This is a genomic window from Streptomyces sp. NPDC001406 (assembly GCF_042895285.1).
Taxonomy (GTDB): Bacteria; Actinomycetota; Actinomycetes; order Streptomycetales; family Streptomycetaceae; genus Streptomyces.
In genome coordinates this window covers 46,114-72,756 of the sequence record NZ_JBIAWG010000027.1, presented here as the reverse complement: position 1 = coordinate 72,756, position 26,643 = coordinate 46,114, and the positions used below count along the sequence as shown (strand labels likewise).

At 68.0% G+C, this 26,643-nt stretch carries 23 protein-coding genes and 5 pseudogenes; 18 read left to right on the top strand and 10 right to left on the bottom strand.

What is annotated here, in order from left to right; genetic code table 11:
• Window positions 1-91: 91 nt before the first annotated feature.
• The 3 genes from ACFY1J_RS42755 to ACFY1J_RS42745 form a co-directional block, all read right to left on the bottom strand.
• Window positions 92-760: an SMI1/KNR4 family protein gene (locus tag ACFY1J_RS42755; RefSeq protein WP_390713294.1), complete on the bottom strand. Its 669-nt coding sequence runs from the start codon at window positions 758-760 to the stop codon at window positions 92-94.
• A gap of 174 nt (window positions 761-934) precedes the next feature.
• The gene (locus tag ACFY1J_RS42750; RefSeq protein ID WP_390733094.1) at window positions 935-1,408 is read right to left on the bottom strand and encodes a hypothetical protein; all 474 of its coding nucleotides are present in this window, start codon (window positions 1,406-1,408) and stop codon (window positions 935-937) included.
• Window positions 1,409-1,422: 14 nt separating this feature from the next.
• Complete coding sequence (locus ACFY1J_RS42745; RefSeq protein WP_390713292.1) at window positions 1,423-2,664, bottom strand: helix-turn-helix domain-containing protein; 1,242 nt, start codon at window positions 2,662-2,664, stop codon at window positions 1,423-1,425.
• Between the two features lie 237 nt (window positions 2,665-2,901).
• Between ACFY1J_RS42745 and ACFY1J_RS42740 the strand changes: the two genes are divergently transcribed.
• The 7 genes and pseudogenes from ACFY1J_RS42740 to ACFY1J_RS42710 all read left to right on the top strand — a co-directional run.
• Window positions 2,902-3,300, top strand: a complete 399-nt coding sequence (locus ACFY1J_RS42740) for a hypothetical protein (RefSeq protein WP_390713291.1) — start codon at window positions 2,902-2,904, stop codon at window positions 3,298-3,300.
• Window positions 3,297-3,530 carry a hypothetical protein gene (locus ACFY1J_RS42735; RefSeq protein ID WP_390713290.1) on the top strand — a complete coding sequence of 78 codons (234 nt, stop codon included), beginning with the start codon at window positions 3,297-3,299 and terminating at the stop codon, window positions 3,528-3,530. The genes ACFY1J_RS42740 and ACFY1J_RS42735 overlap by 4 nt, the downstream gene beginning before the upstream one ends.
• Before the next feature lie 212 nt (window positions 3,531-3,742).
• On the top strand, window positions 3,743-4,675 hold the full coding sequence (locus ACFY1J_RS42730; protein WP_390713289.1) for a radical SAM/SPASM domain-containing protein: 933 nt from the start codon (window positions 3,743-3,745) through the stop codon (window positions 4,673-4,675).
• A gap of 14 nt (window positions 4,676-4,689) precedes the next feature.
• Window positions 4,690-5,823, top strand: a complete 1,134-nt coding sequence (locus tag ACFY1J_RS42725; protein ID WP_390713288.1) for a protein-L-isoaspartate(D-aspartate) O-methyltransferase — start codon at window positions 4,690-4,692, stop codon at window positions 5,821-5,823.
• Window positions 5,824-6,230: 407 nt separating this feature from the next.
• Window positions 6,231-7,418: a hypothetical protein gene (locus ACFY1J_RS42720; RefSeq protein ID WP_390713287.1), complete on the top strand. Its 1,188-nt coding sequence runs from the start codon at window positions 6,231-6,233 to the stop codon at window positions 7,416-7,418.
• Between the two features lie 155 nt (window positions 7,419-7,573).
• The gene (locus tag ACFY1J_RS42715) at window positions 7,574-8,095 is read left to right on the top strand and encodes a hypothetical protein (RefSeq protein WP_390713286.1); all 522 of its coding nucleotides are present in this window, start codon (window positions 7,574-7,576) and stop codon (window positions 8,093-8,095) included.
• Between the two features lie 70 nt (window positions 8,096-8,165).
• Window positions 8,166-8,331 (top strand): annotated as a pseudogene (locus tag ACFY1J_RS42710) (DUF4158 domain-containing protein); the annotation flags it as partial.
• 566 nt (window positions 8,332-8,897) lie between these two features.
• On the opposite strand, the gene ACFY1J_RS42705 reads toward ACFY1J_RS42710, so the two are convergent.
• The gene (locus tag ACFY1J_RS42705) at window positions 8,898-9,101 is read right to left on the bottom strand and encodes a hypothetical protein (protein ID WP_390713285.1); all 204 of its coding nucleotides are present in this window, start codon (window positions 9,099-9,101) and stop codon (window positions 8,898-8,900) included.
• 265 nt (window positions 9,102-9,366) lie between these two features.
• Window positions 9,367-10,290, bottom strand: a complete 924-nt coding sequence (locus ACFY1J_RS42700) for a recombinase family protein (RefSeq protein ID WP_390713284.1) — start codon at window positions 10,288-10,290, stop codon at window positions 9,367-9,369.
• A gap of 264 nt (window positions 10,291-10,554) precedes the next feature.
• Here ACFY1J_RS42700 and ACFY1J_RS42695 point away from each other — a divergent pair, with 264 nt between their 5' ends.
• From ACFY1J_RS42695 to ACFY1J_RS42685, 3 genes are all read left to right on the top strand, one after another.
• Window positions 10,555-11,442, top strand: a complete 888-nt coding sequence (locus ACFY1J_RS42695; protein WP_390713283.1) for a DDE-type integrase/transposase/recombinase — start codon at window positions 10,555-10,557, stop codon at window positions 11,440-11,442.
• A 165-nt stretch (window positions 11,443-11,607) separates the two neighbouring features.
• A complete protein-coding gene (locus ACFY1J_RS42690; protein ID WP_390713282.1) occupies window positions 11,608-12,039 on the top strand; it encodes a Mu transposase C-terminal domain-containing protein in 432 nt (143 codons plus the stop codon).
• 117 nt (window positions 12,040-12,156) lie between these two features.
• The gene (locus ACFY1J_RS42685) at window positions 12,157-12,912 is read left to right on the top strand and encodes a transposase family protein (RefSeq protein ID WP_390733093.1); all 756 of its coding nucleotides are present in this window, start codon (window positions 12,157-12,159) and stop codon (window positions 12,910-12,912) included.
• Window positions 12,913-13,056: 144 nt separating this feature from the next.
• On the opposite strand, the gene ACFY1J_RS42680 is transcribed toward ACFY1J_RS42685, so the two are convergent.
• A complete protein-coding gene (locus ACFY1J_RS42680; protein WP_390713375.1) occupies window positions 13,057-13,662 on the bottom strand; it encodes a DUF6461 domain-containing protein in 606 nt (201 codons plus the stop codon).
• A gap of 403 nt (window positions 13,663-14,065) precedes the next feature.
• Between ACFY1J_RS42680 and pknB the strand changes: the two genes are divergently transcribed.
• A complete protein-coding gene (pknB, locus tag ACFY1J_RS42675; RefSeq protein ID WP_390713374.1) occupies window positions 14,066-16,003 on the top strand; it encodes a Stk1 family PASTA domain-containing Ser/Thr kinase in 1,938 nt (645 codons plus the stop codon).
• Window positions 16,004-16,316: 313 nt separating this feature from the next.
• The gene (locus tag ACFY1J_RS42670) at window positions 16,317-17,276 is read left to right on the top strand and encodes an IS481 family transposase (RefSeq protein ID WP_390712866.1); all 960 of its coding nucleotides are present in this window, start codon (window positions 16,317-16,319) and stop codon (window positions 17,274-17,276) included.
• A gap of 305 nt (window positions 17,277-17,581) precedes the next feature.
• Here the strand turns inward: ACFY1J_RS42670 and ACFY1J_RS42665 are convergent, their stop codons facing one another.
• Entirely contained in the window at window positions 17,582-17,926 is a 345-nt protein-coding gene (locus tag ACFY1J_RS42665; protein ID WP_390733092.1) for a hypothetical protein, read from the bottom strand.
• 1,037 nt (window positions 17,927-18,963) lie between these two features.
• On the opposite strand from ACFY1J_RS42665, the gene ACFY1J_RS42660 reads away from it, so the two are divergent.
• The 6 genes and pseudogenes from ACFY1J_RS42660 to ACFY1J_RS42635 all read left to right on the top strand — a co-directional run bounded on the left by ACFY1J_RS42660 (window position 18,964) and on the right by ACFY1J_RS42635 (window position 25,134).
• Window positions 18,964-20,202, top strand: coding sequence for a P-loop NTPase fold protein (locus tag ACFY1J_RS42660; protein WP_390733091.1), 1,239 nt, complete (start codon window positions 18,964-18,966; stop codon window positions 20,200-20,202).
• Window positions 20,171-20,863: pseudogene (locus ACFY1J_RS42655) on the top strand (IS3 family transposase); the annotation flags it as partial. The gene ACFY1J_RS42660 and the pseudogene ACFY1J_RS42655, both read left to right, overlap by 32 nt.
• A gap of 246 nt (window positions 20,864-21,109) precedes the next feature.
• Window positions 21,110-21,790: pseudogene (locus ACFY1J_RS42650) on the top strand (transposase); the annotation flags it as partial.
• Window positions 21,791-22,471: 681 nt separating this feature from the next.
• Window positions 22,472-24,274, top strand: a complete 1,803-nt coding sequence (ltrA, locus tag ACFY1J_RS42645; RefSeq protein WP_390733096.1) for a group II intron reverse transcriptase/maturase — start codon at window positions 22,472-22,474, stop codon at window positions 24,272-24,274.
• Between the two features lie 73 nt (window positions 24,275-24,347).
• A pseudogene (locus ACFY1J_RS42640) lies at window positions 24,348-24,866 on the top strand (IS30 family transposase); the annotation flags it as partial.
• A 64-nt stretch (window positions 24,867-24,930) separates the two neighbouring features.
• Window positions 24,931-25,134 carry an integrase core domain-containing protein gene (locus ACFY1J_RS42635; protein WP_390733090.1) on the top strand — a complete coding sequence of 68 codons (204 nt, stop codon included), beginning with the start codon at window positions 24,931-24,933 and terminating at the stop codon, window positions 25,132-25,134.
• A gap of 137 nt (window positions 25,135-25,271) precedes the next feature.
• On the opposite strand, the gene ACFY1J_RS42630 is transcribed toward ACFY1J_RS42635, so the two are convergent.
• The 3 genes and pseudogenes from ACFY1J_RS42630 to ACFY1J_RS42620 form a co-directional block, all read right to left on the bottom strand.
• On the bottom strand, window positions 25,272-25,952 hold the full coding sequence (locus ACFY1J_RS42630) for a 4'-phosphopantetheinyl transferase (protein WP_390712869.1): 681 nt from the start codon (window positions 25,950-25,952) through the stop codon (window positions 25,272-25,274).
• A pseudogene (locus ACFY1J_RS42625) lies at window positions 25,949-26,068 on the bottom strand (metallophosphoesterase); the annotation flags it as partial. The gene ACFY1J_RS42630 and the pseudogene ACFY1J_RS42625, both read right to left, overlap by 4 nt.
• A 170-nt stretch (window positions 26,069-26,238) precedes the next feature.
• A complete protein-coding gene (locus ACFY1J_RS42620; protein ID WP_390712870.1) occupies window positions 26,239-26,433 on the bottom strand; it encodes a ferredoxin in 195 nt (64 codons plus the stop codon).
• Window positions 26,434-26,643: the final 210 nt, after the last annotated feature.

Sequence of the window (26,643 nt, the reverse complement as noted above, 5' to 3'; positions counted from 1 at the left end):
CGCTGGAACAACTCCCACAACTCATCCGGCACTAGCCGCTCAACGATCCCCACACCGAGACCCTACCGAACACTCCAAATGAGATGTCTTCTTAGATGTCTGGAGGGCGCACTTTCTCGCGACTTCGCCTTGTCTCATGAGGCAAGGGCCCTGTGGGGATGTGTGATTCGAGTTCGGTTGCCTCAATGCTCTGTGGCTTGCGGCCACAGAGTGTTCCGGGCTCTGGCCCGGGGGCCCAGGGGGCGCTGGCGACGGTCGCTGGGGAGGTGAGCCCCAGAGCGCCGTTGTCCTTGCCATCCCGCATGTGGTCCAGCCAGCGTTCGTACCAGGAGAGGAAGTCCCGGGCCGAAGAGACATTTGGGGGCCAGAAGCCATCCGCGTTACCGGTGAGCATGCGGCCTGTGAGGGGTCCAGTCACGCCGATGAGGCATAGGTCTGTGCAGCCCATCTCGATGATGTGGAGGAACAGGTCTCCTTGCAGTGCGTTCGGGTGGTTCACGTGATGGAATCCCCGCGGGCTGCCGTCCGGCGGTTGGCGGTCCATGGTGAACAGTCTGCACTCCTCCAGCGGAAGCAGACCGTAGAAGGAGCCGGCACCGCTGCCCCCGAGCACGACCAGGAACTCGCGGTAGGCCAACGGCAATTCGACGTGGTGTTCGCCTTCGAAGACGTCTGCCTGCACGGAACTGATACGCGGACCAAGGCGAAAAGCGTGGCGCTCGGCACCCATCGAGTGGCTGCGCTGCACCTGGTACGGCACCTTCGCCAGCTTGGAGCGTATGCGCGATATCCGGGAGTCCATTGGAGGATCTCTTCTCTCGTCCACCGCCACTCTACTGGCCCACCCGCATGAGACATCACCGGATGTCTGGAGAACGGCCTCGATGGGTGCTGGGTCGGTGATGGGCGATGTCTCGTTTGTTGGCCGTGTTGTTCAGCGGGTCGCTCCTTGGGGCCAGAGGATGTGTACGGGGGTGCCCTGTCGTTGGGCGTAGGCGACGACGTCGGCGGTTCCTCCGTAGCCGCGTGCGGGGTGGCTGTCCCAGACGGCGAGGAGTTCGTCGACGAGGCCGACGAGGATTTCGCTGCCGGTCATGTGGGCCTGGGAGTCGGAGGTGGCCATTCCGGTCTCGTGGACGTCGGAGGCCTGCCGGAGCAGTTCGTCGTAGGTTGCGTGGTGCTGGGCGGGGAGGCTCTGGCGGTACTCGGTGGCTGGTACGACGACTTCGATGCTGCCGCCGTGGGTGAGGACGGTTTCGGCGAACCAGGAGTCCGGGCCGTCCGCGATGCATGAGACGCCGACCAGTTCGGCCGGGTCGTACTCCTTGACCGCCTCGGCCAGAAGCGCCCGGACCTGGGTTTCGACCTCGTTGTTCAGTCCGCGGTGCCCGGTGATCCCTACCCGCATGCTTTCACCCTTTCTCACAGGTAGACGCCGTGAAGGCGTTCGTCGAAGTCCCTCACGACTTTGGGTGGTGAGGACAGTGCAAGCGAGCGTCGCACGGCGCGTGCCCGTTCCACGATGCGCCCGGACCGGTAGTGAAGGCCGGTCTCCAGTGCCCGGGTTGCGAGGGAGAATGCGCCCTCGACCCGTCCGGCTGCCAGGTGTCCGGCGGCGATGTCGAGGACGAGCAGGGCCCTTTGCTTGGCGTGGCCGGTGGCGAGGGCTTCAACATCATCGGAGAGGACCCATTGCGGCAGGCCGAGCCACGCTCCGCAGGTCACTCGGTGGGCGGTGACCTTCTCTGGGGTGAAGCTGAACACCCAGGGCCAGGGTGGCGGCGCCTGGTCGGGCAGGGTCTCGGCTGCCTTCCGTGACCGTGTGAGTGCCTTGTCGGTCGCCCGTTTCTCGCCTGTGGCTGCGTGGCCGAGGGCTTCGATGCTTGAGAGCCAGGCGTCGGCGACGGGCGGGCATTGCTGGCCGAGGGCGCGGCGGGCCCGGCGTGTGAGGTTGAGGGCTTGTGTGCCGTTGCCGGTGTGGGCTTCGAATTGGGCGAGGCTTCCGGCCTGGTAGGCGGTGAGCAGTGGGTCGCCGGCCGTTCGGGCGGCGTTGATGGCTGCGCCGTAGCGGGCGCGTGCGGAGCCGTGGTTGCCCATGTCCCAGGCGAGCCAGCCGGCGAGGCTGGCGGCTTCGCTGCCGACTGCGGCGAGACGTGCACGCTGCTCGCCGGTGGCGTTGCGTGCTGTGGCCTGGATGAGACGCAGGTGGGCTTGTACGGCCTCTTCGAGGTCTTGTGAGGGGGTGGAGCCGTCGAGTCGTCTGTAGGCGGTCGTGGACAGGCGCAGGGCGGCCGCCTGGCCGGCGCTGGTGCCGGAGACCAAGGGTATGGCTGCCAGGACCGGTGCTGCGGCTGCTGCTGCGGCTCCGCCGAGGAGGGCGCGTCGGTGCATGTCATCGTCGTCTCTCGCCTGCGCCTGCAATTGGTCGCCGGAGAGCCCGACCAGCTGGGGCGGGATCTCCAGGTGTGCGGCCGCCGCGGCCAAGGCGTCGGTGCTGTAGGTACGCGGGCCGCGCTTTTCCAGGCGAGAGACGGCCGACTGCGACACGCCCAGCGCTTGCCCGAGCTGGACTTGGGTCATGCGCCGGTCCTTGCGGACCAGTTCGATGACCCTGCCGTAATCGCCTCGCCGGGACGCTTCCCGGATCTGTGCCGTCTGCTGCACGGCCCACCCCCACGTTACGAGTCCCAGCGGCCCACAGCGCCTGCCCGTACCCGCCCGGCGGGTATCCGTATGCGCGTGCCGCATGCGTGATGGTCCCACAGCACTCAGTGATCATTGACTGGTCGTCAGCGGCAAATGCTCTGGCCGAGGCCGAAGTTGCTGCCGCACGGGGCGTCCCCGCCTCCTCCGACGGGGACGACCCGGACCGTCACCCCCGTTGACCACCACGAGGTCCCCATGACCGCTACGGAGCAGGAGAACCAGACCGAGTTACCCGCCGCCGCACGCGCTGTGCTGTATGTGTGCGTCGAGCAGGGCCGCCAGATGCCCGCGCTCGCCACCGAACGTGCCGAAGCGGAGGGCAAGCAGTTCGCGAAGTCGCGTGGCCTGACCATCGTCGACACCATCACCGACCCCTATGGGGAGCCCGAGCCGTTGCGCCGTGAGGGATGGACGCGCGTTCGCGGACTGGCAGAAGGTGCCGAGGTCGACACGGTCATCGTCCGATGGCCGGCTGCCATCGCTCCTGAAGGCTCCCGGGAGCTGAGACACCGCGAGATCCGCTGGCTCCACGATCACGGTGTGCAGGTCCGCTACTCGTGGGAGCCGCTTGCCCGGGGCGGTGAGGCGCGGTGAAGGACCTCGGGCTCCAGCACCACAACCACCCGCTTATGGGCCGCAGGGTCCTCGACACCGCAACCGGCCGAACCGGCGTCCTGCAGGCCGTCGCGCCGGACGGGACGTCACCGAAGCCGATCGCCTGGCTGCGACCGGAAGGCGGCGGCACCGAGTGGACCACGGCGACAGGCGCGATCGAGGCCGCCGGGCCCATCACCCACCCGAGCCATCCGAAGGAGAACTCTTGAGCAGCCGCCATGCCCGCCCATCGAGCCCCGGCCGGGCGGTGGCTTTCTTAGCCGTGCTCGGCGTCGCCCCGCCCGTGATCCTGATTCGGCCCGAGCCTCGTGGACACCGCGCACGGCACAGTCCGCGCACCGGCCAAGACCCGCCCCGGCCTGCCGCCCGACGCCCCCGCGTCGGACATGCAAAAGCCCGCATCACATCAAGGAGAGGACGTATGACGATCGCTTACGAGGCACCCCCAACCCCCGCACCACTACTGACGTTTCTTGAACTGGAACTTACGAGCCGCTGCCAGCTCACCTGCTCGTCGCACTGCTACGCCCAGGCCGGGCCAGCGAAGGACCACGGCACCATGACGGCCGAGGACTGGCGCAGCGTCATCGGCGAGGCGGCCGCACTCGGCGTGAAGACGGTGCAGTTCGTCGGCGGCGAGCCGACCATGCACCCCGACTTCACCGAACTGGTTGAGCACGCGCTGGAGATTGGGCTCGGCGTCCAGGTGTTCAGCAACCTGTACCGGGTACGGCGAGAGCACTGGAAGTTGTTCGCGCACCCGAAGGTCAGCCTGGGCACGTCGTACTACTCCGACGACGCGGACCAGCACGATGAGATCACCGGCCGCAAGGGCTCCCACGACTCCACCCGGGCGAACATCGCCGAAGCGGTACGCCGCGGCATCCCCGTGAAGGTCGGCATCATCCACATGCATGACGGGCAGCGCACCGAAGAAGCCCGCGCCGAGATGGAAGCCCTCGGCGCCACCCGAGTGCACGTGGACCGGGTGCGCGCCGTCGGCAACGCCGCGACGACACTGATGCCCTCCACATCGGAGCTGTGCGGACGGTGCGCGGATGGGAAGGCCGCTATCCTGCCGGACGGCACCGTAACCCCGTGCGTGCTGGGCCGGTTCCTGCCCGCAGGCTCGGTGAAGACGACCGGGCTGAAGGCGGTGATCGCCGGGCAGCAGTGGGCGCACGTTGCGGCGTCGATCCCTCGCCACCACGCCGCCTGCGTGCCGGACAGTTGCCCGCCCAAGGAGGACTCCTGTCAGCCCTCCCCGGGAATCGTCACGGCCTGCAATCCTGACCAGGACGGCTCTGACTGCTCACCGGCCGAGACCCCGGCGTGTGAGCCGGCGTACGACTAGAAGGCGGTGCACCGATGGAGTGGAAGACGCACGCACGGCGCCTGGCCGCCGATGTCGTTCGGCCGGAGTCGCGCTGGTACGAGCCGCTCGCCACCACGCCACGGCACGTGTTCGTGCCCCGCTGGTGGGCGCGCGGCGATCAGGCTTGGGAACTGCGCGACGGGCCGTCCAACTCCGACGCATGGATGCGGGCCGTCTACGCGGACCGGACACTGGTGACCCGGATCGGCCCTCACCATGCCGACCACACCGGGCTCGGCGCCACCGTCTTTCGTGGACACCCCACCTCGTCGTCGACTCTGCCGGGACTGGTCGTGACGATGTACCGGCACGCGATGATCGCCGACGACTCGCGCGTGCTCGTGACGACCGGCACCGGCTACGGCACCGCGCTGCTGTGCCGGCGGCTGGGTGCCGAGCGGGTGACGAGCGTGGACGTCGACCCGTATCTTGTGAAGGCTGCGGGCGATCGACTCGACTCCATCGGGCTGCACCCGCACACAGCCGTCTGCGACATTACCGGCCCTCTGCCAGGCGAGTTCGACCGGATCGTGTCCACGGTGTCCGTACGACCCGTTCCCGCCTCGTGGCTGGCCGCCCTCCAGACCGGAGGACGACTCGTGACCACCCTCGCTGGCACCGGACTGGTCGTCACCGCCGACAAGACCGAGGACGGCAGCGCCGTAGGCCGCATCGAGCCGGACCAGGCCGGATTCATGCGGACCCGGACCAAAGACGACTACGACCGGCCCACAGATGACCTGTGGGAGAAGATCCAGGGCGCCGACGGCGACAGTGTCACCACGAGCCGGTATCCGCTTCTGTACCCGCCCGACGCCTGGGACGTGTACTCGATGCTCGAACTCAGTGTCCCTGACATCGACCACCGTCAGGCGCAGGACGGTGACAAGCGCACCGTATGGCTGCTGCACCCCGACGGGTCATGGGCCCGTGCCGAGGCGGGCGGGTTCCTCGACGGCCCCACCGTCCACCAGGGCGGCCCCCGACGGCTGTGGGACGCGCTGGAACGTGTCCGCAACCGACTCAACCGCGAGGGGACACTCCCCGTCTACGGGGCACGGGTCCGGATCGCCCCCAACGGCGTCCTCACCCTCTCACGAGGCTCCTGGTCGGTGACCGTCGACTGAAAAGCCGGAACGCCACGGCGCCTTGCCCCACTCATCCGATGCGGAGGCGGGGCGCCGCGCTCGTCGGCTGGCGGGTCGCCGCAGTTCGTGCTGCGTCCTCGGGTAAAGAGGGGTGGCCAGGAGGCACGGGTCGACAAGGTGCCATACCGCGCCCGGAGGTCGGCTGCTCTGCTGCAGGACCGCGAAAGCACTAATGGCGGCGTGATCCGTGTGGTGAGGGGACATCTGCTCGGGTCTGCGCCTGCCGCTACCTGCAGCGTGGTGTCACTCGCATGCGTGCGGCGGCTGCGAGGCGGTCGTGGGGCGTCGATGCTGGGGGCATGAGGACCGGTGGGCCGCGGGGCGGCGCTGGGGTTCGTGACCGTGGCGGGCAGCCCGGGTGGCGGCGGCGTGTCACGGGTTGCTGCATGGTGCTCGGGTTGCTGGTGTCGGCGGTGGTGCTCTTCCGGGTGGGGCTGTCGGATGCGTTGCGGGCGCTGACATTCGGGGGCCGCGTCATGGGGGCGGTGTTCCTGGCGAGTGCGGTGGTGGAGTTGGTGGCCGCCGGGGCTGTCCTCGACTTCTGGGGCCGGCGGGTGACGCGGTACGCGGGGCAGGCGGTCCTGCTGGGCGTGATCATTGTGACGGTGACGAGCCTGGTGCTGTTGGTGCTCCAGTGGGAAGGGGGGTACCTGGCGGGGTGGTTCTGGTTGTGGATGGGCCTGGTGGCGTGGGCGGTGTGGGCTGTGTGGGTGGTGGCGCGGGAGAAGGTCTGGCTGGGGGTGCCGCATCCGCGGAGTTTCGCCACCGGAGTGGCCCTGTCTGCGCTGATCGGTTCCCCGAGCGTGACGTATTCGGCGATGTACGTCCCGTACGTGGCGCCGCCCAAGGTGCCGTTCATGGTGTCTTTCGGGAAGCCGGCGTTGAATCCGGACCGAAAGCGGTTATACGTGCCAGCCCACGTCACGTTCCGCAATGAGGGGTCGGTGAGCATCTTCGTGATCGGGACGCTGTGGTCGGCGCAACTGTGGCCGTCCGCGTTCCGTGCGCAGGGGACGGGACGCAAGGAGTGGCGGCAGGAGCTGGGCGATGGATGGGACACCAACCGGCATGAGGAGTTCAACGCCGCTCCCCGCCTGCTGGCGGCGGGGCAGATCTCCAACGCGGGCGCCCAGCTCGACCCGGGTGACGACTTCTCCAAGGATGCCGTCGTCGAGGTGCCGCTGGAAGCCAGGCAGGGGCGGGTGGAGCTGTTCGCGTCGGTGTCGTTCATCCGGGCCGACCGCTGCAAGCTCGCCAACAGCTATGCGGGGTCGATCGAGCGTTCGTGGAATGCAGATTCGCCGCGGCAGGAGCACGTGCGGGATGCTCCTGCGTGGCTGGCCGAGAAAGGTGACGACTACTTCCGCTACCGGTCGAGGATCTATCGGAGCAGTGAGGTGATGCGGAGGACATCACAAAGTGGTTCGACCGGGAACGGTGGACTGCCGCGCTCCACGACAGCGGCTTCAGCGTCGAACGTCGCTGACAGCGAAGCGGGAGAAAGGCCCGATAGACAGGTGGGCGTCGCCGCCGATGTCAGCTTCCTCAGACGAACCCTGACGCGCGGTCAGTAGGGTAGCCGCGGTGGCCGGGACTTCGCGCTGGTGCGACGGCTGCTGTCACGTCCTTGGAGAGAGAACCCTGTGGTGAACCCTGTGGAACCCGACCCGCCTACGTCCGGCATACCACTGCCTCCGGCTCGTCCGTATACCCGGGCGGGTGCATAGCAATGGGCCGTCTTCGCGACAGTTGGGCCCGGTACCGGGACTGGCGGACGGGCACCAAGTACCCCGGGAGTGGAGTTGTTCCGCGGCCCGCCCAGGAGCTGCGGGCCGTGCTGCTCGCTCTCAACGAGGGGGACGTGCCGTTCCGCGTGCGCAATGCCTTGGGCGCGGAGAAGGCGGATCTGGTGGCGGAGTGGCAGATCGTGCTGCCGTACTTCGGCGAGACCCTCTCCGCTAATGAGGTGGAGCGGACCATGAAGACCCGGATGCGTCTCGTTCCCGCCAAGCGCGAGGTGCATGCCTTGGACGAGGTGCGGGAAGTCGCCTTGGTCGGGAACCCTCCCCGGCGGGGTGTGGCGCGGCAGTGGAGCCGTGGACCGTACGTCCAGCGGCAGTGGACCTACGAACGCGGCCCGGACGGGCGTCGGCGCAAGGTGATCCAGTTCGACTCGCGGGACATGCGGGATCCCCTGCGGAACACCGTTCTCGATGCGGGATGGACCTGGCGGGGAGTGCTCAAGCTGTGACGAGATGCCGGGCCGGAAGTGTGACCGGCCGGTGAGCTCGGGGCCTGGGTGAAGGACCCGGCGGTTATTTCTGACTGACGAGCAGGCCGAGGCGTACGGGCAGTTCGTGGAGGAGCCGACCCGCCCGGAGCTGGAGCGGTTCTTCTACCCCCGACGACGTCGATCGGAAGCTGATCGGGAAGCGGCGAGGGGATCACAACCGGCTCCGCTTCGCGCTCCAGATGTGCCGGCGGCGACGCCCGCCTCGCCCGCCCCCGTCGTCGCCGACGCCCTCGGCTACCACCAAGTCACCACAGCCAAGCTGGCCGCCCAAGCCGGAGGCACCTGGAGCCGATACGCCGCTGGAGATCACCTACGGTCACCGTCCGGCTGGACACCACGGCGAACTGACGACAGTTGAATAGGCGAGCTCACCAGCACCGAGGCCGTCGCCGTCCAGGCCTGGCGCGACGCCGGACTGCCCGAGCGTCACCTCTGGCTCTTCCCAGGCCGGCGGACGGGTCAGCCCTTCCGCCCCGACCACCTGTCCGCATTCCTCAACGAAATCGGCATCCCAGTGGCCGCCGCCCGCGGCGCCGCCCCCGACAACAACTCCTTGAGATGCCCGCGTCCGTCGCAGCGGACGCTCTCGGCTACCACGACATGACCACCACCCGGCTCCGCAACGAGGCCGGTGGGAGCGGCCATTCGGGCACGCAGTCTTCCATGTCTGGAACGGCGGACTGTCCCGATCGACAAGAACCGACTCCACACGAGGGACAGCGCGCACCTGCCCTTCTACTCGACGAGCGTTGAGGACTGGTCACTGCCGTGCGGCGTGCGTGGCCGGTTCCGGTGCGGGGTGCCGGAGCACGGGACGCTCAGGGTCGCTCCAGTCGACGTCGTACTCCACGTTGTTCGCCCAGCTGCGCCAGCCGTGGATCGAGGAATCGAAGAAGGAGTACAGGCTGACAGACTTGATCTTGATGGGGCGGCGCTGAGTATCCCAGGCCAGGACGTCGACCACTGGGCGGTCGGCGACGAGGGCCCATCCCGGAGCGGCGATCCGGCGGGGCCAGTAGGTGGGAACATCGATTGGAACCGCTGGTCACGCTGCTGGACGTGGAAGCACACTGAAACCGTCCCTGAACAGCGCGAACGCCGGGCTCCCGTCATCCGGCGGGGGTTCCCGGCGCTACGTCTTCCGTACCCCAGAGGGTCCGGCTATTGCAGTGTGTCACCGTTGGGATCCTCCCTCAAGCGGCGTCACGGCCGACCGTAGGCGAGGTGCTCTACAGCGCGAGGTGCTGGCGGAGCTTGCCGCGCTGGGTGGGTAGTTCGTCCCCGAGGGAGAAGCCGAGACCGGGGAACTGCTCGGCGATCTCACCGGGTGTGAGGGGGGCGGTGACGGGGATCTCCCAGTCGCTGCCGTGGGGAACCCAGTCTCCCTTTGGGTCGATGGCGCGGATGCGCTTCACGGTTCCGTCGACGACGTAGACCATCGCCTTGGCGTGCGGGCGCTTGTGGTCGGCCAGGGGGAAGAACTGGCGGTCGGCGTCGTACTGCGCCGGGCTGTGCTCGCCCTGCCCGGTCTCGCCCATGAGGGTGCCGTCGGCACGGGTCTTGGGCTGGCTGCTGCGGTAGACGACGTAGGCGAAGTCGCCGTCGTCGGCCAGGGCGCGGTAGACGGTGGCGCGGCTGGTGTGGAAGGTGTCGGCGATCTGCTGCACGGTGTACTCCTCGCTGTCGTACATCTGCCGGGCCATGCGGACCTGTGTTGCGGTCAGGGTGGCACGGCGCCCGCCGGTGCGGCCCCGGGCGCGGGCGGAGGCCAAGCCCTCGTGGGTGCCCTCCACAATCAGTTCGCGCTGGAACTCGTCGACGGCGCCGAGCATGTGGAAGGCGAGGCGGCCGGTGGGGGTCGAGGTGTCGATGCCCTGCTTGAGCACCACCAGGTCGATGCCGCGCTCGCGCAGGGTCTCGGCGAGTTCGATCAGGTGCTTCAGTGAGCGGGCGGCGCGGGCGAGCCGGGTGACAACGAAGATGTCGCCAGCGCGGGCGTAGTCGAGGGCCTTGTCGAGTTCGGGGCGGCTGGCCAGCTTGCCGGACGCCTTGTCGATGAAGATCTTGTCGCATCCGGCTTCGATGAGTGCGTCGCGCTGGGAGTCGGGATTCTGGTCGCGGGTGCTGACGCGCCCGTATCCGATCTTCGCCATGCCTGAAAGGCCCTCACAAACGGTCATCGGGGCACTGTTTCGGTCGTTGATTCCGTACGCGGGTTGTGAAGCTCATCGGTTGATCGGCGAGCTGGGACGTTAGCAGTTCCGCCGCAGCGCCCGCAATGGTGTGCGTAGACGATCGTTTCCGAACACCATCAGCGCGCTGTGGGCTTAGCTGAGGGCGCGAGGATTTGGCAGGCGCCGGTTTTGCGCGCCTGTGCGCCGGTGAGGTCCGGCCCTGCGAACGGCACGCTGGTGAGCATGGCGGCATCGGGCGTCGAACTCGCGGCGCTGGGGGATCTGACCAGGCCTCAGCGCGAGGGGGCGATGCGCCGGTTCGCTGTGCTGCGGCCGTACCTTGAGGACGGGGCCCCGCTGGCGCGGGCCGCCGCCGAGGCAGGCATCGCCTGCCGGACCGCACAGCGCTGGGCTGCCGCCTACCGGGACAAGGGTCTTGCCGGTCTCGTCCGCGCCCCGCGATCGGACGCCGGCCACTGCCGTATCCCCGAGGACCTGCGGCACCTGGTCGAAGGTCTGGCCCTGCGGCGTCCCGCTCCGCATGTGACGTGGGTGCACCGGCGGGCGGTCGAGGTGGCCAAGGAACACGGCTGGCCGGTGCCCTCGTACAGCACGGTGTACGCGATCGTCCGCGTCCTGGACCCGGCTCTGGCGGTACTCGCGCACGAGGGCACCAAGCGGTACCGGGAGGTGTACGACTTGATCCACCGACGCGAGGCCAAAGGACCCAATGCGATCTGGCAAGCCGACCACACTCAGCTTGACCTGTGGGTGATCGCCCCCAGCGGTAGGCCGGCCCGTCCGTGGCTGACCGTCGTCGAGGACGACTACTCGCGCGCGGTTGCCGGGTACGCGGTCAACCTCGGCGCTCCGTCCGCGCTGAACACCGCGCTGGCGCTGCGGCAGGCGATCTGGCGGAAGCCGGATCCGGCCTGGCACCTCTGCGGCATCCCCGCAGTCTTCTACACCGACCACGGCAGCGACTTCACCTCCGCCCACATGGAGCAGGCCGCCGCCGAGCTGAAGATCCGCCTCGTCTTCTCCCTGCCCGGCCAGCCCCGCGGTCGCAGGAAGATCGAGCGCATCATGGACACGATCAACACCCTGTGCCTGTCCGACCTGCCCGGCTAGGCACCGCGCGGCACCAAGGACCGCGCCGGGCAGGCCCGCCTCACCCTCGCCGAACTCGATCATGCCCTGGGCGCCTTCTTCGTCGGCACCTACAACCAGCGCGAGCACGGCGAGACCGGACAGCCGCCGCAGGCCCGCTGGGAGGCCGGCGCCTTCCTGCCCCACATGCCCGATGCCCTCGAACAGCTCGATCTGCTCCTGCTCACCGTGGCCAAGCCCCGCAGGATCCACTCCGACGGCATCCACTTCCAGTCCCTGCGCTACCTCGACCCGGTCCTGGCCGCCTATGTCGGCGAGGACGTGACCATCCGCTACGACCCCCGCGACCTCGCGGAGATCCGCGTCTTCCACCAGGACCGCTACCTCACCCGCGCCATCTGTCCCCAGCTGGCCGGGACCACCGTCTCACTCAAGGACATCACGGCGGCCCGCAACGCCCGCCGCCGCGAACTGTCCGGCACCCTCAGGCAGCGCAGCAGCGTCGTCGACCGCCTCCTGGCCGTCCACGCCACCCCGCCGGGCCCGCTCGCCCAGGAACCACCGTCCGGGCCAACCGAGGAATCGCGGCCCAAACTGCGCCGCTACCGGGAGGAGTAGGCCATGAGCTTCTTCCAACCTGGGCGTGGTGACCGCGAGTTGGACATGTCTGCACAACGATGAAGCTCCTGGTAGACGGGTTCTCGACCAAGATCACCCGTGCCACCAGGAGCTTCCGTGCTTGTCTATCCGTCGTCGATAGATCTGTCCAGCCGCACCCTGCGGTATCTCACCGGGCAACTCGTCGTACGGCGGCGGGAGATCGGCACCCGGTGGCGGCGGCTCGCGGCCGGACGTCAGGCCCTGCTCGTCCTGGCCCATCTGCGATGCGGTGGCACCTACGCGCAACTTGCCGCCGGGTTCGGCATCGCGATCGCGACCGTCTACCGCTACGTGAGCGAGGGCGTCGATGTCCTGGCCGCGCTCGCACCGACGCTGGACGAGGCGATGACGACAGCCCGGACGAAGGCGTTCGTCATCCTGGACGGAACCCTGCTACCGATCGACCGGATCACCGCTGACACCCCGTACTACTCCGGGAAACACAAACGGCACGGCATGAACGTCCAGGTCCTCACCGACCCGTTCGGGCGGCTGCTGTGGGCCTCGCCCGCGCTGCCCGGCTCCACACACGATCCGACCGCTGCCCGCACGCACGGCATCATCGATGCCCTGGCGCAAGCCGGACTCAAGTGCTGGGCGGACAAGGCGTATCAGGGCGCCAGCCCGCCTGGTCCGTGTCCCGTTCCGGGCCGTCGACTGAAACGGTGGAAGCGACGGCACAACACCACCCACGCCAAGATCCGCTGCGTCGGCGAGCAGGCCATGGCCGCCCTCAAAGGCTGGCGCCTGCTGCGGAAACTCCGCTGCAGCACCAACCGCATCACCGACATCGTCAAGGCCGTCCTCGTCCTTCACCGCACGTCAGCGTGAGGTTGGAAACGGCTCATTACATGCGGCGGGGGCACACGTTGGTGGGACGGCCTGTCCAAGACCGTCCCGCGCAAACCCAGCCCCCGCTACACTCCCCACCGCCAGGCCGTTGACCAGGAGAAATACAGAAGTACGGCTGGAGTACTAGAAGACTGCGATGCTGCCGCAGGTGAAGGTCGTGTTCCGGAGGAGGTCCGGGTGCAGCCGTACGCCGGTCAGATACTCGGCCAGGGCGAAGGTGGCCGCCATCGAGAGGTCGAGGTCGGTGGGCTCCGTTCCGAGGCTGAACCCGATGGCGTGCATGACCGGAAGCAGCTCGTCCGGGTGGGTCCCGGAGCGCTGTTCGGGGAGGGCCGGGTCGAACCAGAGTCGCGTGGTGCCGTCATCCGCCCAGAGAAAGCCGATGTCGCCATGGATGTCCGAGAAGTGGGAGACCCACTGCGTGCCCGTGGACACCTTGAGAGCCGTTGCCTCGGTGACCTGGCCGTATCCGTTGGGCTCGATCATCAGTGTCCATGCGCCGAAGGAGGTCATCGCGACCAGCTGCCGCCGCCTGCCCGAGCGTCGCAAGAGGTCGAGGGCGGCCTCGGAGACCGCGTTGACTCCGGTGTGCGCCTCCTCCGCCCGCCCGCCCATGCGACGCAGCAGTCCGCCGGGCGTCACATGGCGCACCAGCGCGAATTGGTACGCCTCCGCGAGGTCCGGGAAGCCCTCCTCGAACCACCTGTAGTCGGCTGCTGTCGTCGTCATGGGCAGTATCCTCCCGCAGCTCCGTGAGGACCTTCCAGGCAAATTGGCGACGGCCCGTGTTCCGGGCTCGGCACGGGAGAACCACCGAGTCCGAAACGCCGGCGTCGCCATGAAAGCGCCTCAGGCTTCACCTGATGACGTACCAGGCGACCGGCCGTGGGACACTCAGGCGAACGTCGGCAGAGGGCAAACGGTTCGACTCGGCCACAGCTGGCGCAGTATGGTCGCCTGTCATGCACACCATGCCCACCGGGCGGCTGGTACAGCACCGGTGACGGTCGGTGGAGGCCCGTCAGCAGGGGCTGCGATCGCCACACCCGGTCGGCGGGGCGCCATCGAAGTCGACGTTCACACGGTGGGGGCCTCGCACCGAGGCGGCAGCTGGGGGGAAGAGGCGGGGACGATGGACGTCGAGGAGACCGAGAACTTGCACGCGGTGGGGCCGATCCGCTCGGTCGGGCAAGGCCGTTACGTCCTGCAGGCACCTCTCGGCGAGGGTGGCATGGCGTCCGTGTACCGCGCCCACGACACGGTGCTGGGACGCACCGTCGCGGTGAAGACGCTGCACGCGGACCTGGCCCGTGACCCCTCCTTCCGCGAGCGTTTCCGCCGTGAGGCCCAGGCGGTCGCGGCGCTCAACCACACCAATATCGTGGCCGTGCACGACAGCGGCGAGGACACCGGGCCCGACGGCGTCGTGCCGTACATCGTCATGGAGTACGTACAGGGCCGATCGCTGCGCGAGCTCATCCGGGAACGGGCCGCGGACCCTGCCGGTGGCGCAATCCCGCTGGACCGCGCGCTGGCTGTGACCTCGGCCGTGCTGGACGCCCTGGAGTGCAGCCACCGGCAGGGGCTGATCCACCGGGACATCAAGCCCGCCAACGTGATGACGACGGGCGACGGCGCGGTCAAGGTGATGGACTTCGGCATCGCCCGTGCGCTGCAGTCGGACGCCACCGCGATGACCCGGACCGGCACCGTGCTCGGCACGCCCCAGTACCTCTCGCCCGAGCAGGCGCAGGGCAAGCCAGCGGACGCCCGCTCTGACCTCTACTCGGTCGGCTGCATGCTCTTCGAACTGGTCACCGGCACACTGCCGTTCGATGGCGAGTCGACGATGAGCGTGCTCTACCAGCATGTCCAGCAGCCGCCGCCGGTCCCGTCCTCGATCAACCCGTCGCTGTCACCAGCCGTCGACGCCGTCGTAGCCCGCGCCCTCAGCAAGGATCCCGCCGGACGCTACCCGAGTGCCCGCGCCATGGCCGATGACATCCGCCAGGTCGCCGCAGGTGAAGCACCCACCCACGCGCTGCGCTCCTCCCCCTCGGTCGCGGCCGAGGACATCACCGTCGACGCCGGTGCGGCCGAAGCGTTCGTGGTCAGCGCCGGTGCCGCGGACGCCGACGGGGCCGACGCCATGGCTGCGACCTTCCGCTACGTCGCCAGCCGGCAGCAGGCTCAACGGCGGACCCTGCGCAACGCCAGAATCGTCGCCTGGACCTCGGTTCCCGTCTTCGCGCTCGTGGTGAGCGTGTTCGGCGCACGGTACGTGTTCCCGGACCACGCCCACACCCCGGATCCGCGGGCGACCGGGCCGTACCTCCCCTGCGATCCGACGCCTTCCTCTGGCGGCGGCTTCAACCCGCCCTCGTTCACGGGCATGTCGCCCGCCGAGGCGCAGACCTGTGCGGAGATCGCCGGACTGAAGATCGACCAGAAGACCACCACCGGGGCCAAGTACAACAAGGACACCGTCACGCGGCAGGAACCGGAGATCTCCCAGTCGGTCAAGCGGGGCAGCACCATCACCATCTGGGTGTCGACGGGTGGTGATCCCAGGGCCAAGGGCGACCTTGCCAACTGCGAGGTCGAGGAGCACCACGGCAAGGTCTCCACTCCCTGGCTCAAGGGCAGGACCCCGGACGCCGCCCGGATCTGCACGGACATCGCCCATCTCAAGCTGAAGGAGGCCGGGAAGGTCCAGGACCGGCTCATACCGGCCGGCCAGGTGGCACGACAGGAGCCGGAAACGGAGGACATCGCCGTCGGCGGCACCGTCAAGGTCTGGATCTCCACCGGCGGTGACCCCAGGGCCGTTGGCGAGCTCTCCGGCTGCGACAGCGCGACCGATGAACAACCCGAAGCGCCGTCACTCCAGTACATGACCGTGGCGAACGCCCGCACCTGCGCTGACATCGGGCATTTCAAGTTGGAGGAGCAACGCGTTCCGGACAAGGTCTGGCCGAGCGGCGAAGTCGTCAGGCAGGAGCCGAGCAGCTCCAGCCACATCGATCCCGGCGGCACCATCCGGATCTGGGTCTCGTCCGGCGCGCCGTGACACCGTCTCCCGCCGTCGAAGCCATCCGGTCTCCTGCCGGCGTGTGAGGGAGTGCTGTCGTACGTGGGCGGGCGCGGCCAGACCAGAGCGCGGGCCCAGCGTCTCGACCCGAACCGCACGTCCACCGCACCGGCAGCGGCTGCTGAGCCTGGGACTGTGCGGTCGACCTGCGATGCCCCGAACTCGCTTGCCGTGCACCCGCTGATGGTCGCCGAAGCCCCGTCAGAGCGGGCGGCCCGGCTCGGCGGCACCGGGGTTCTAAAACTGACGATCATCGTTGACACCTGGGTCTCCGATCACTACGGAGATCCGCATGACGAAGTCCACTCCCCCCGCCCCGCCGCTTGACCGTGAGGCCAAGCGGCGCCTGGCCGTCATACGCCACGTCGAAGAGGTCAGCGGGAACGTCGCAATGTCCTGCCGATACTTCGGGATCAGCCGGCAGGCCTACTACACCTGGTACCGCCGCTACCAGGCCGAGGGTGTCGAGGGCCTGCGCAGCCGCTCCAAGGCGCCCAAGACCTCTCCGAACGCGACCCATGTCGAAGTGGTCGGGAAGATCATCTACCTGCGGCAGAACTACCACTTCGGGCCCGAGAAGATCGCGATGTACCTCAAGCGGTACCACGACGTCACCATCAGCAAGTCGGGCGTGTGGCGGATCCTGAACCGGCTGGACATGGGCCGCCTGCCGGCCTCGCAGCGCTACAAGCGTCACGACCGCCGATGGAAGCGGTACGAGAAGCAGCTGCCCGGCCACCGGGTGCAGATCGATGTGAAGTTCATCGAGCCCCTCGCCTCGATGCCACAGGGGCGGCGCGGCGGGCGCAACAAGTACTTCCAGTTCACCGCGATCGACGACTGCACGCGGCTGCGGGTGCTGCGGATCTATCCGACGCTGAACCAAGCCACGGCGATCCAGTTCCTCGACTATGTCATCCAGCGTCTGCCGTTCCAGGTCGAGGTCATCCAGACCGACAACGGTGCCGAGTTCCAGTCCGCCTTCCACTGGCACGTTCTCGACAAGGGCATCGCCCACACCTACATCAAGCCCCGCACCCCGCGGCTGAACGGCAAGGTTGAGCGGTCACACCGCATCGATGCCGAAGAGTTCTACCAGCTCCTCGATGGCGTCATCATCGACGACGCCGAGGTCTTCAACGACAAGCTGCGCGAGTGGGAGGACTACTACAACTATCATCGCCCTCACGGAGGCCTCGGCGGCCAGACCCCCTACGAACGCCTCAAGCAGAAGACCACGGCCCAGGCGTAATCGGTGATCGTCAGTTGCACACGCACACTCATCCCAGGAACACCGACGCGGAACCCGAACCCCATGAAGCACCCCTCTCCCCGCGAACAGTCTGGCACCGGTGACGACGACTTCTGGCCCGATCACCCCGACGGGAGGCGCCGCACGGCGGCCGGACCTGCTCTCCCAGGCGGTCTGACCTATTGCACGCCGCGCCCAGGCCACCGTCCGGAGGAGCACCGCAGGCGGCCCCTACCACCCGCGATGCAACGCCCAGTCCTCGTCACCGTGTGGGGCCTGGCCGCACCGTCCGCGCCGCGCGGCTCCTACAAGAACTGGCGGCCCTGAGGCTGCGTCATGTGGACTGAGTCGAACTTGGTGCCCGGCACGTCGAAGACGGTGAACAGCAACATGCACACCGCGGCCGCCATTGCCACGATCGCTACGATCCCCAGCACCGGGTCACCAGGACCGTCACTCGTCGAGATCGCCCACGGCGCGGACACCACCGTGTACGCGGCGAACACCGCGAACGTCACCCAGTCCCCGCGCCGGCCCCGCCGGATTCCGACATACAGGAACGGCACCCACACCAGAATCGACAGCGACCCGACCGCGAGTACCGACCAGGCGATCTTCTGGCCCCACCCAGCTTCCAGACGTCTCTCCATCGAGCCCCCCAAGATGCAGCGCTCCCAACCGAATCCGAGAGCGGAGGCCGCCAGAGTAGACCCGAAACGCCCCAGAGGCGCCCAGCTTCCGCGGAACTGCCCCGCCGTACCGGAAACAGCAAGAACCAGGTGGAATCCTGGCCCTATCCACGCATGGGGAGGTGAGTGAGATGTGCAAGAAGCCGTGCGGCTGCGAAGGCAGGGCACGGACATGCTCACCACAGCCGTGGTCGTCGTCTGCGCGGTGCTGGCCGCGGCCGACGCCTGCGTGCTTGCCGGCCGGACGGCGCCACCTGGCCCACCGCTATACAGCAGGCCGCTATCACGTTTCTCGCGGTGCTCCCCCCTCGCAGCCGCCGTGATTGTGCGCTCGCCACAGTCTGCTCCTGAAAGCACCTGTCAGGCCCCGGGACCCTTCCGGGCCCAACCACTCACGCCACCCGGCCTATTGAGGCGCGGCGCCACGGAAGGGGCGCCGGATGGTGAACTGCTCTCTGCCCGTGGCTGCGTCGCTTGGGTCCGTACTAGTGAAGTGAGTCGCCTCAGTCGCTGCCAGCTCGGTGACCAGTGTGTGGCTTCCCTTGACGGGCTGTGCGTGTGTCGCACTGCCCCGGTCCTGCCTGACACACCGGGCGTCCGTGTCCCGGACGGCGGCCAGTGGCTTTTACTTGCTTTTCGGGTGACGGCACGCATTGCGGCGTAGTGCGACCCTGCCGGATCAGTGCAGGAGGCCGCCGTGTGAGCGGCTAGGGCTGGCGGCTTTCAGCGGTATGGCCGTCGCGTACGGGAGGCCGCGGCCGGCGCGCTGGTCGACAGGACAGACGGCACTCTCAACTGAACCCGGCACTCTCAGATGATCAAGCATCCAGCGCATCCTCCTTGAACGGCACGGGGGGCGCGCTGGGGCGGGGAGAATGCGTGACATGCGGTTGAGATGGAGACGGTCGGCTGCGGTGGCGTCGACCAGAACAGCATCCAGGGGTGTGCCTTTGCCGACTGGACTGGTGCTTTCGGATCTACCGCTTCCCGACGTGGCGATGGACCGTCTGGAACGCAAGGGCTTTGCGCTGCGGTTGGCGCGGACGCTTGCCGAGCGCACTGGTGATCGCGGTTATGTCGTCGGCTTGTACGGCCGTTGGGGAGAGGGCAAGTCGACCGTCTTGAACTTCGTCCGGCATGGGCTTGCCTCGTACCCGGCTGAGCAGGTGACGGGGGTTGAGTTCAACCCGTGGTTCGACTCTGACGAGACCCACCTGTACGCGGAGTTCCTCCACGCGGTCGCCGCCGCGGCCGGGGCGGACCTGGAGCGGAAATACGAGAAGGCAATCCGGCGGGCAAGCCGTGCGCAGCGGTTCGCTGAGAGCGTTGGGCTGACGAACAGCGTGAACAACATCGTCAAGGTATCCACACTGCTGGGCGCCGTTGGCGGGCTCGGGCAGCCGACACTTCGCGACTTCCACGACCGGTTGCGTGAGGTCTTGGCACCTGCCAGCGCAGCCGCGCGCCGGGTCGTCGTTCTCATGGACGACATCGACCGTCTGGACGACGCGCAGATCTCCGCCGTCTTCCGGATGGTGAAGCTGGCCGCCGACTTCCCCAACCTGTGCTTTCTCCTGGCTTTCGACCAGGACGTCGTCGCCGAGGCTCTCGGTGCACGCTACCGGGCGGGAGGGGCCGGGGGAGGCTGGGAGTTCCTGGAGAAGATCATCAACGCGCCACTGCAGCTTCCTCGGGCGGATCCTTCGGTGGTCGCCCAGGTGCTGCGCGAGATGCTCGATCAGGTACTCGCAACCCACCGGGTGCTGTTGAACGAGCCGGGCGAGCGCATACGCCTGGACAACGCGCTGGAGGCGGCTGTCTGGCCATGCGTGACATCACTGCGTCAGGGCAAGCGGCTTCTGAGTAAAGCCGACTTCGCTCTCCCGATCATGGCGGGGGAGGTCAACCCGGCCGACCAGGTGCTCATGGAAGCCCTGCAGCTTCTCTTCCCGGACTTGTACTCCTTCGCGGCAACCCACAAGCCGCCGATTCCGGAAGTGGCTGAGGACCTGGGTATTCACCCGGGGACCCTGCACAGCTGGGTGTCGCGAGCGAGGCGCAACGGGTCGCCGTCGTCGGACCGGCTGGTGGCCGAGCCATCGCCCGGTGTTCGGCTGCGGGAGAGCGAGCGCGCTGAGCTGGAGCGGCTGCGGGCCGAGGCCAGGGAGAAGGACAAGCGCATCCGCGAGCTGGAGATGGAGCGTGATGTGTGCAAGCGATTCGTGGTTTGTGGGTGAAGTAGCTGAGACGGACCCGGCCGTCGCGGTCGGGGTGATCAGCAGCTGCAAGGCCGAGCACAAGATTCCGTACCGCACCGGCTGCCGGGCGCTGGGCGTCTCGGAGTCGTGGTTTTACAAGTGGCGCGACCGCGAGCCGACCACGCGTGAGGTGCGCCGGCAGCAGCTGGCCGAGGAGATCGAGGAGGTCTTCCACGGCTCGGGCGGCACCTACGGCTCGCCGAAGGTGTTCATCGAGCTGGTGCGCAGAGGCTGGCGGGTATCGGTGAACACGGTCGCAAAGGCCATGGCCGAGCTCGGGCTGGCCGGACGTAAGATCCGCAGGCGCCGGTCGCTGACGAGGCCGGGCAATCGGCCAGCCGCCCCGGACTCCGTCCGCCGGGACTTCACCGCCGAGGATCCCGATCTCGTCTGGGCGGGCGACCTCACCGAGATCGAAACCGGCGAGGGCAAGCTGTACTTGGCGACGGTCATCGACCTGTTCTCCCGCCGGCTGCTCGGCTACGCGATGGCCGCCCGTCATGAGGCCGACCTGGTCGTTGCGTCCCTGAACATGGCCGCGGCCACCCGCGGCGGTGACGTGCGCGGCGTGATCATGCACACGGACAGGGGCAGCGAGGGCGGATCAATCGGTCGTCGCAACACCTTGATTTCGGAGGTGTTCAAGATCGCTACGGAGGACTGGAGCAGGAAGACCGGCGATGCGCCCGAGGGACTTCGGCGGCAGTGGCGTGCTGACCGGGCGCTGAGGCCGGCGATGCGCTCGCCTGGCCGGCCTGATCCGTCGCGGGTGGTGCAGCGGCAATTTTGGCGGCTGATCGCCACGGGCGTCACGACGGCTGAGGCATCGCTGGCGGTCGGAGTGTCGTGGCCGGTCGGTTCTCGGTGGTTCCGTCACGCTGGCGGCATGCTGCCGATCTCTCTGGCCGAGCCCACCGGCCGCTACCTGAGCTTCGAGGAGCGCGAGGAGATCGCGATTCTGCGCGCCCAGGACAAGGGCGTGCGAGAGATCGCCCGCGCGATCGGACGTGACCCGGGGACGATCTCGCGCGAGTTGCGTCGCAACGCCGCCACCCGCAGCGGGAAGCAGGAATACCGGGCCACGGTCGCTCAGTGGAAGGCGCAGCAGACCGCGAAGCGCCTGAAGACTGCGAAGCTCGCAGGCAACGACAGGTTGCGTGAGCACGTGCAGGATCGGCTCGCCGGCAGTGTCCGTCGTCCCGACGGCACGATCGTCACCGGGCCCAAGACGCCCGCGTGGAAGGGGCTGAACAAGCCGCACCGGCAGGACAGAAGATGGGCGACGGCATGGAGCCCGGAGCAGATCTCGCGTCGGCTTCATGTCTCCTTCCCCGATGATGAGTCCATGCGCATCAGCCACGAAGCGATCTACCAGGCGCTGTTCATCGAGGGCCGTGGCGCGCTCAAGCGGGAGCTGGTCACGTGTCTGCGTACCGGCCGGGCGCTGCGGACTCCCCGTGCGCGGTCGCAGAACAAGCCGCAGGGGCATGTCACCGCGGACGTCGTCCTCAGCGAACGCCCCGCCGAGGCCGGGGACCGCGCGGTCCCCGGACACTGGGAAGGTGACTGTGCGACACGAAGTCACACGAATACGAGTGGACTGACCGATTGGAGAGGCAGTTGATGAAGCTGTAGGTGCAGTCACGGGTCCGTGTCCGTATGACCCGTCCCCGCCCTTGACGTGCGATGCCGGTAACGGCGTGGTGCGAAGCTCAGGGGAAAGCCCAAGGACTCCTGTTCCATCCGGGAGTCACCGGCAAGGGGAAGACCGGACGGGTGAACGCAAGTGAACTCCCGATGATGCCTCGTGATCCCAAGCCCCGCCGATGGAAGGTTCCAGCGGGGTGCATGGCTGGCCGCTGAGAAGCGGTAGGCGCTGGCCGGCAGAGGTCACTCCGGCCAGGTGGACACCGCCGCCTCGGGGTAAAGGGAGCACCCACACCGGTCGCATCTCCTTCGTGTGGAACGTGGAAACCCCGTTGGGGTCCGGGCCTTCGTGGCCCGGTCGGCCGACCGCGAGGAAGGCTCAACTCCCCAGCGGGAACAGGATGGCCCAAGAAGCCAATGCCGGAAGCCGAAAGGAAACGGGAACCCGGGGCATGACGACCGGCCTCTCCGCCGGTCGCCCCGCATAACCGTCCGGATACGGGTGCACTGCCCGGACCCGAAAGGGTGCTGACGTGGGCCAGGTGAGCCTGTGCGGACTCACTGGACAAGGACGACGGAACCGAGGGACAAGTTGGACACCCTGACGGATACGGACGGAGCGGTCTCGGCCGTCCCGTCCGGCGCCGCGACGGTGAACGGACCCGAGGACGAAGACCTGGACTGGGCGTCGATCGACTGGCGCCGGGTCGAGGAAGACGTACGGCGTCTGCGACAGAGGATCTTCACGGCATCGCAGGCAGGGGACCTCAAGAAGGTCCGCAACTTGCAGAAGCTGATGCTCCGGTCCCGGTCCAACACGCTCCTGAGCGTGCGGCGGGTCACGGAGATCAACGCGGGACGCGCGACGGCGGGAGTCGACGGGAAGGTGGTGCTGATGTCCCAGTCCAAGGCCGCGTTGGCCGACTGGGTCCAGCACCGGGCCCGACCGTGGATCCCCAAGCCCGTCAAGCGGGTGTTCATCCCCAAACCGGGGACTACGAAGAAGCGCGGCCTCGGAATTCCCGTGATCGTCGACCGGTGCCTGCAAGCTGTGGCACTGGGCGCACTGGAACCCGAGTGGGAAGCGCGGTTCGAGCCGAAGTCGTACGGCTTCCGGCCCGGCCGCGGCTGTCACGACGCGATCGGGGCCATCTACTCCACGCTCAACGGGAAGAACCCGCAGCGTGTGTGGGTGCTCGACGCGGACCTGACGGCGGCGTTCGACCGCATCGACCACGACCGGCTGATGGCCGCGCTCGGTACCTTCCCCGCCCGGGGACTGGTCCGGCAATGGCTCAAGGCCGGGGCCGTGGATCGAGGCCGGTTCGCCCCGACCGAGGCAGGAACTCCGCAGGGCGGAGTGATCAGCCCGCTGCTCTTCAACGTGGCCCTGCACGGGATGGAGGAAGCCGCAGGCGTCCGCTACTTCACGACCGGCAGAGACGCCGGAAGTGCTCAGAGCGGAAGCCCGGTGCTGGTGAGGTACGCAGATGATTTTGTCGCGATGTGCACCAGCCGTGAGCAGGCCGAACAGGCCAAGGAACGGATGGCCGCATGGCTGACGCCCAGGGGGCTCGCCTTCCACGAGGACAAGACACGCATCGTCCACGCGGAGAGCGGGTTCGAATTCCTGGGGTTCAACGTCCGCCGCTATCACGGCAAGCTGCTGATCAAGCCGAGCACAGCGGCTCAACGACGGATCCGGGAACGGCTGAGCACCGAGATGCTGGCCCTGCGAGGGGCCAATGCGGGTGCGGTACTCAAGAAGATCAACCCGATCGTGCGGGGCTGGTCGGCCTACTACCGGACGGTGGTGTCCAGCGAGGTGTTCACCGCACTGGACAATCACATGTGGAAGCTCGCTTACAAGTGGGCCAAGCACAGCCACCCGAACAAGCCGAAGCACTGGATATCCGACAAGTACTTCGGCCGGTTCAACAAGGCCAGGAGGGACCGGTGGGTGTTCGGCGACCGCGCCAGCGGCGCCTACCTGCTCAAGTTCTCCTGGACGAAGATCGTCCGGCACCAGTTAGTCAAGGGCAGGGCGTCCCCGGATGACCCGGCACTGGAGACGTACTGGGCCGAGCGGCGCCGCAAAGGACCGCCCCCGCCGGTCGACGCCATGACCGTGCGCCTGCTTCAGGCACAACAAGGTCGTTGCCCGATCTGCGGAGGGCTCCTGCTGCACGCCGATCACCCGCCGCGAAGCCCCCAGGAATGGGAAGCGTGGCGGGCCGTCCTCAGGAAGGCGATCTCCAAGCAGTACGTCGCATTCCCGGGCAAGGGCTCACCGGATGATCAGCGAATCCGTCTCCTCCACACCCAATGTCAACGGCGGAATGGAGCCGCCGATCCGACAAGTCCCGCACCTTCTCCTGACCGCGAGCCCTTGGGGCTTGCTTGAGCCGTGTGCGGTGAACAGCTGCTTGCACGGTTCTGAGGGGGCGGGGACGCAGCAATGTGTCCCCGCTACCCGACTGATCATCGGGACGGGCCGCTCCGCGATCGGCACGCTTGTCGAGCGCAGCAGCCGCTCCACGCTCCTGGTGCATCTGCCCCGGCTCGAAGGCTGGGGCGAGAACCCGCCGGTGAAAAACGGCACCTCGCTCGGGGGCTATGGTGCGATCGCGATGAACGCGGCGCTCACGACGTCGATGACGCAGCTGCCCGAGCAGCTACGCAAGACCCTCACCTGGGACCGAGGGAAGGAACTCTCCGGCCATGCCCAGTTCGCTCTCGATACCGGGACGAAGGTGTTCTTCGCCGATCCGCACTCGCCCTGGCAACGACCGACGAATGAGAACACCAACGGGCTGCTGCGTCAGTACTTCCCGAAGGGGACCGACCTGTCCCGATGGCCCGCCGAGGACCTCGAAGCGGTCGCCACGGCGATCAACAACCGGCCCCGCAAGGTCCTCGGTTGGCGGACACCGGCCGAGGTCTTCGAGGAACAGCTACGCTCGCTACAACAGCCCAGTGTTGCAACGACCGGTTGAACTCGCCGAGTACTGCTCGCGTCGCTTCAAGCGGGCCTGTCGAAAGCTCGGCATTGTCCAGTCCATGGGCAGAGTTGGATCTTGCTTCGACAACGCCGTGAGCGAGGCGTTCAACAGCGTCCTCAAAGTGGAGTACGTGCACCGGCACACCTTCCGCACCCGCACCGAGGCCCGCCTCAAGATCGCCACCTGGATCACCGACTTCTACAACGCCAGGCGGCTACACAGCCGCCTGCGGGTTCAAGAGCCCGATCGACTACGAACGTGACTACCGGGCCACTCTCGCCGAGGGACTGGCCGCATAGATCGTCTCCACGCTGCGAGGGGATTGACACCGCCGCCACGGGGCGAAAAAGGGGGGGCAGTACCGGCCGGACGAACCGGACGATCACGCCCTCGGCCGGGTCAGGCGTGCGGCACGCTGACCGCTGTCGCCACCAGCCCCTGTTGGACGGTCCACCGGCCCTCGAAGAGGTCGAGCCGCCGGTCACCCACCGACGGGCCGGGGACGAGGAGCCGGGCGCGGAAGCCGCCGCTGTGCTGGTCGTCGGGGTCTACGACGACGTTGATGTCGGCCTCGGTGAAGTCCAGCAACTTGCCGGTGAGGGGGTACCAGGCCTTGTAGACGGACTCCTTGGCGCTGAACAGGAGCCGGTCCCAGTGGACGTCCGGATGGTCGAGGGCCAGGCGGCGCAGCCGCTCCGCCTCCGTGGGCAGGAAGACCGCGTCCAGGATGCCGTCCGGGAGCGGCTGGTGGGGTTCGGCGTCGATGCCGAGTGAGGCCAGGTCGGCGGCGCGGACCAGGGTGGCGGCGCAGTAGCCGTCGCAGTGGGTCATGCTGCCGGCCAGCCCGTCCGGCCAGGTGGGTGCGCCGCGCTCGCCGCGCAGGATCGGCTGCGGCGGCACGCCGAGCTTCTCCATGGCGCGTCGGGCGCAGGCGCGTACGACGGCGAACTCGCGGCGACGCTTGGCGACCGCCCGGGCGACGAGTGCCTCCTCCTCGGGATACAGGGCCGTGTTGCCGGGCTCGTCGTCGCCGTACGCTTCGACGGTGATCACGGACTCCGGCAGCAGATCCTCGATCAACGGGGCCTGTCCTCCCTGGGCGGAATGCGGCGCAGCTGTCCCGGCGGTTGCGGATACCTGCGCCACTCGCGCGGGTATCCGACCGACAGCTCCTCGAAGTGGACGCCTTTGTGCCAGGGGTGACTACAGCCAGTCACGAGCCGGGCCTTGCCCACCGCAATGGGATCAGTAGTGGAGCGAGCAGATAGATCTGCGGGGCCGTGAACCCGGTCGGCCCCGCCGAGGCGATCGGTGGTGCGCTCGGCCGCGGCGGCGATGTCCAGGGGATCCTCCGAGGGCACCGCGGTCACACGATTCTGATGGCCGCTGTAGGGCACCGCTCGGCGGCCTCCTTCACCGCCACCCGCTGCTCGGCGCCGGGGGCGGCGTCGAGCAGGATCACCGTGCCGTCCTCGTCGTTCTGGTCGAAGACGGCAGGGACGGCAAGCACACAGGTGCCTGTGCCGCGGCAGAGGTGCTTGTCGATCTCGATCCTGGTCACTGGCGTCCCCTCACCAGCGCTCGGGCAGGGCAACCTGTGGGGCGCGCTGCAGGAAAGGGCTGCGCTGGGTGATTCTCGGTTGCTTGCAAATGCACCATGAAAGACCTGGACCCTCATCATCGGAGGAGAATTGGGGAGGCTGTATATGCTGCATTTCTCTCACAACTGTCCCTAGGGTTCTCCTTAGAGATGTCCCCGGCTGTCAATGTT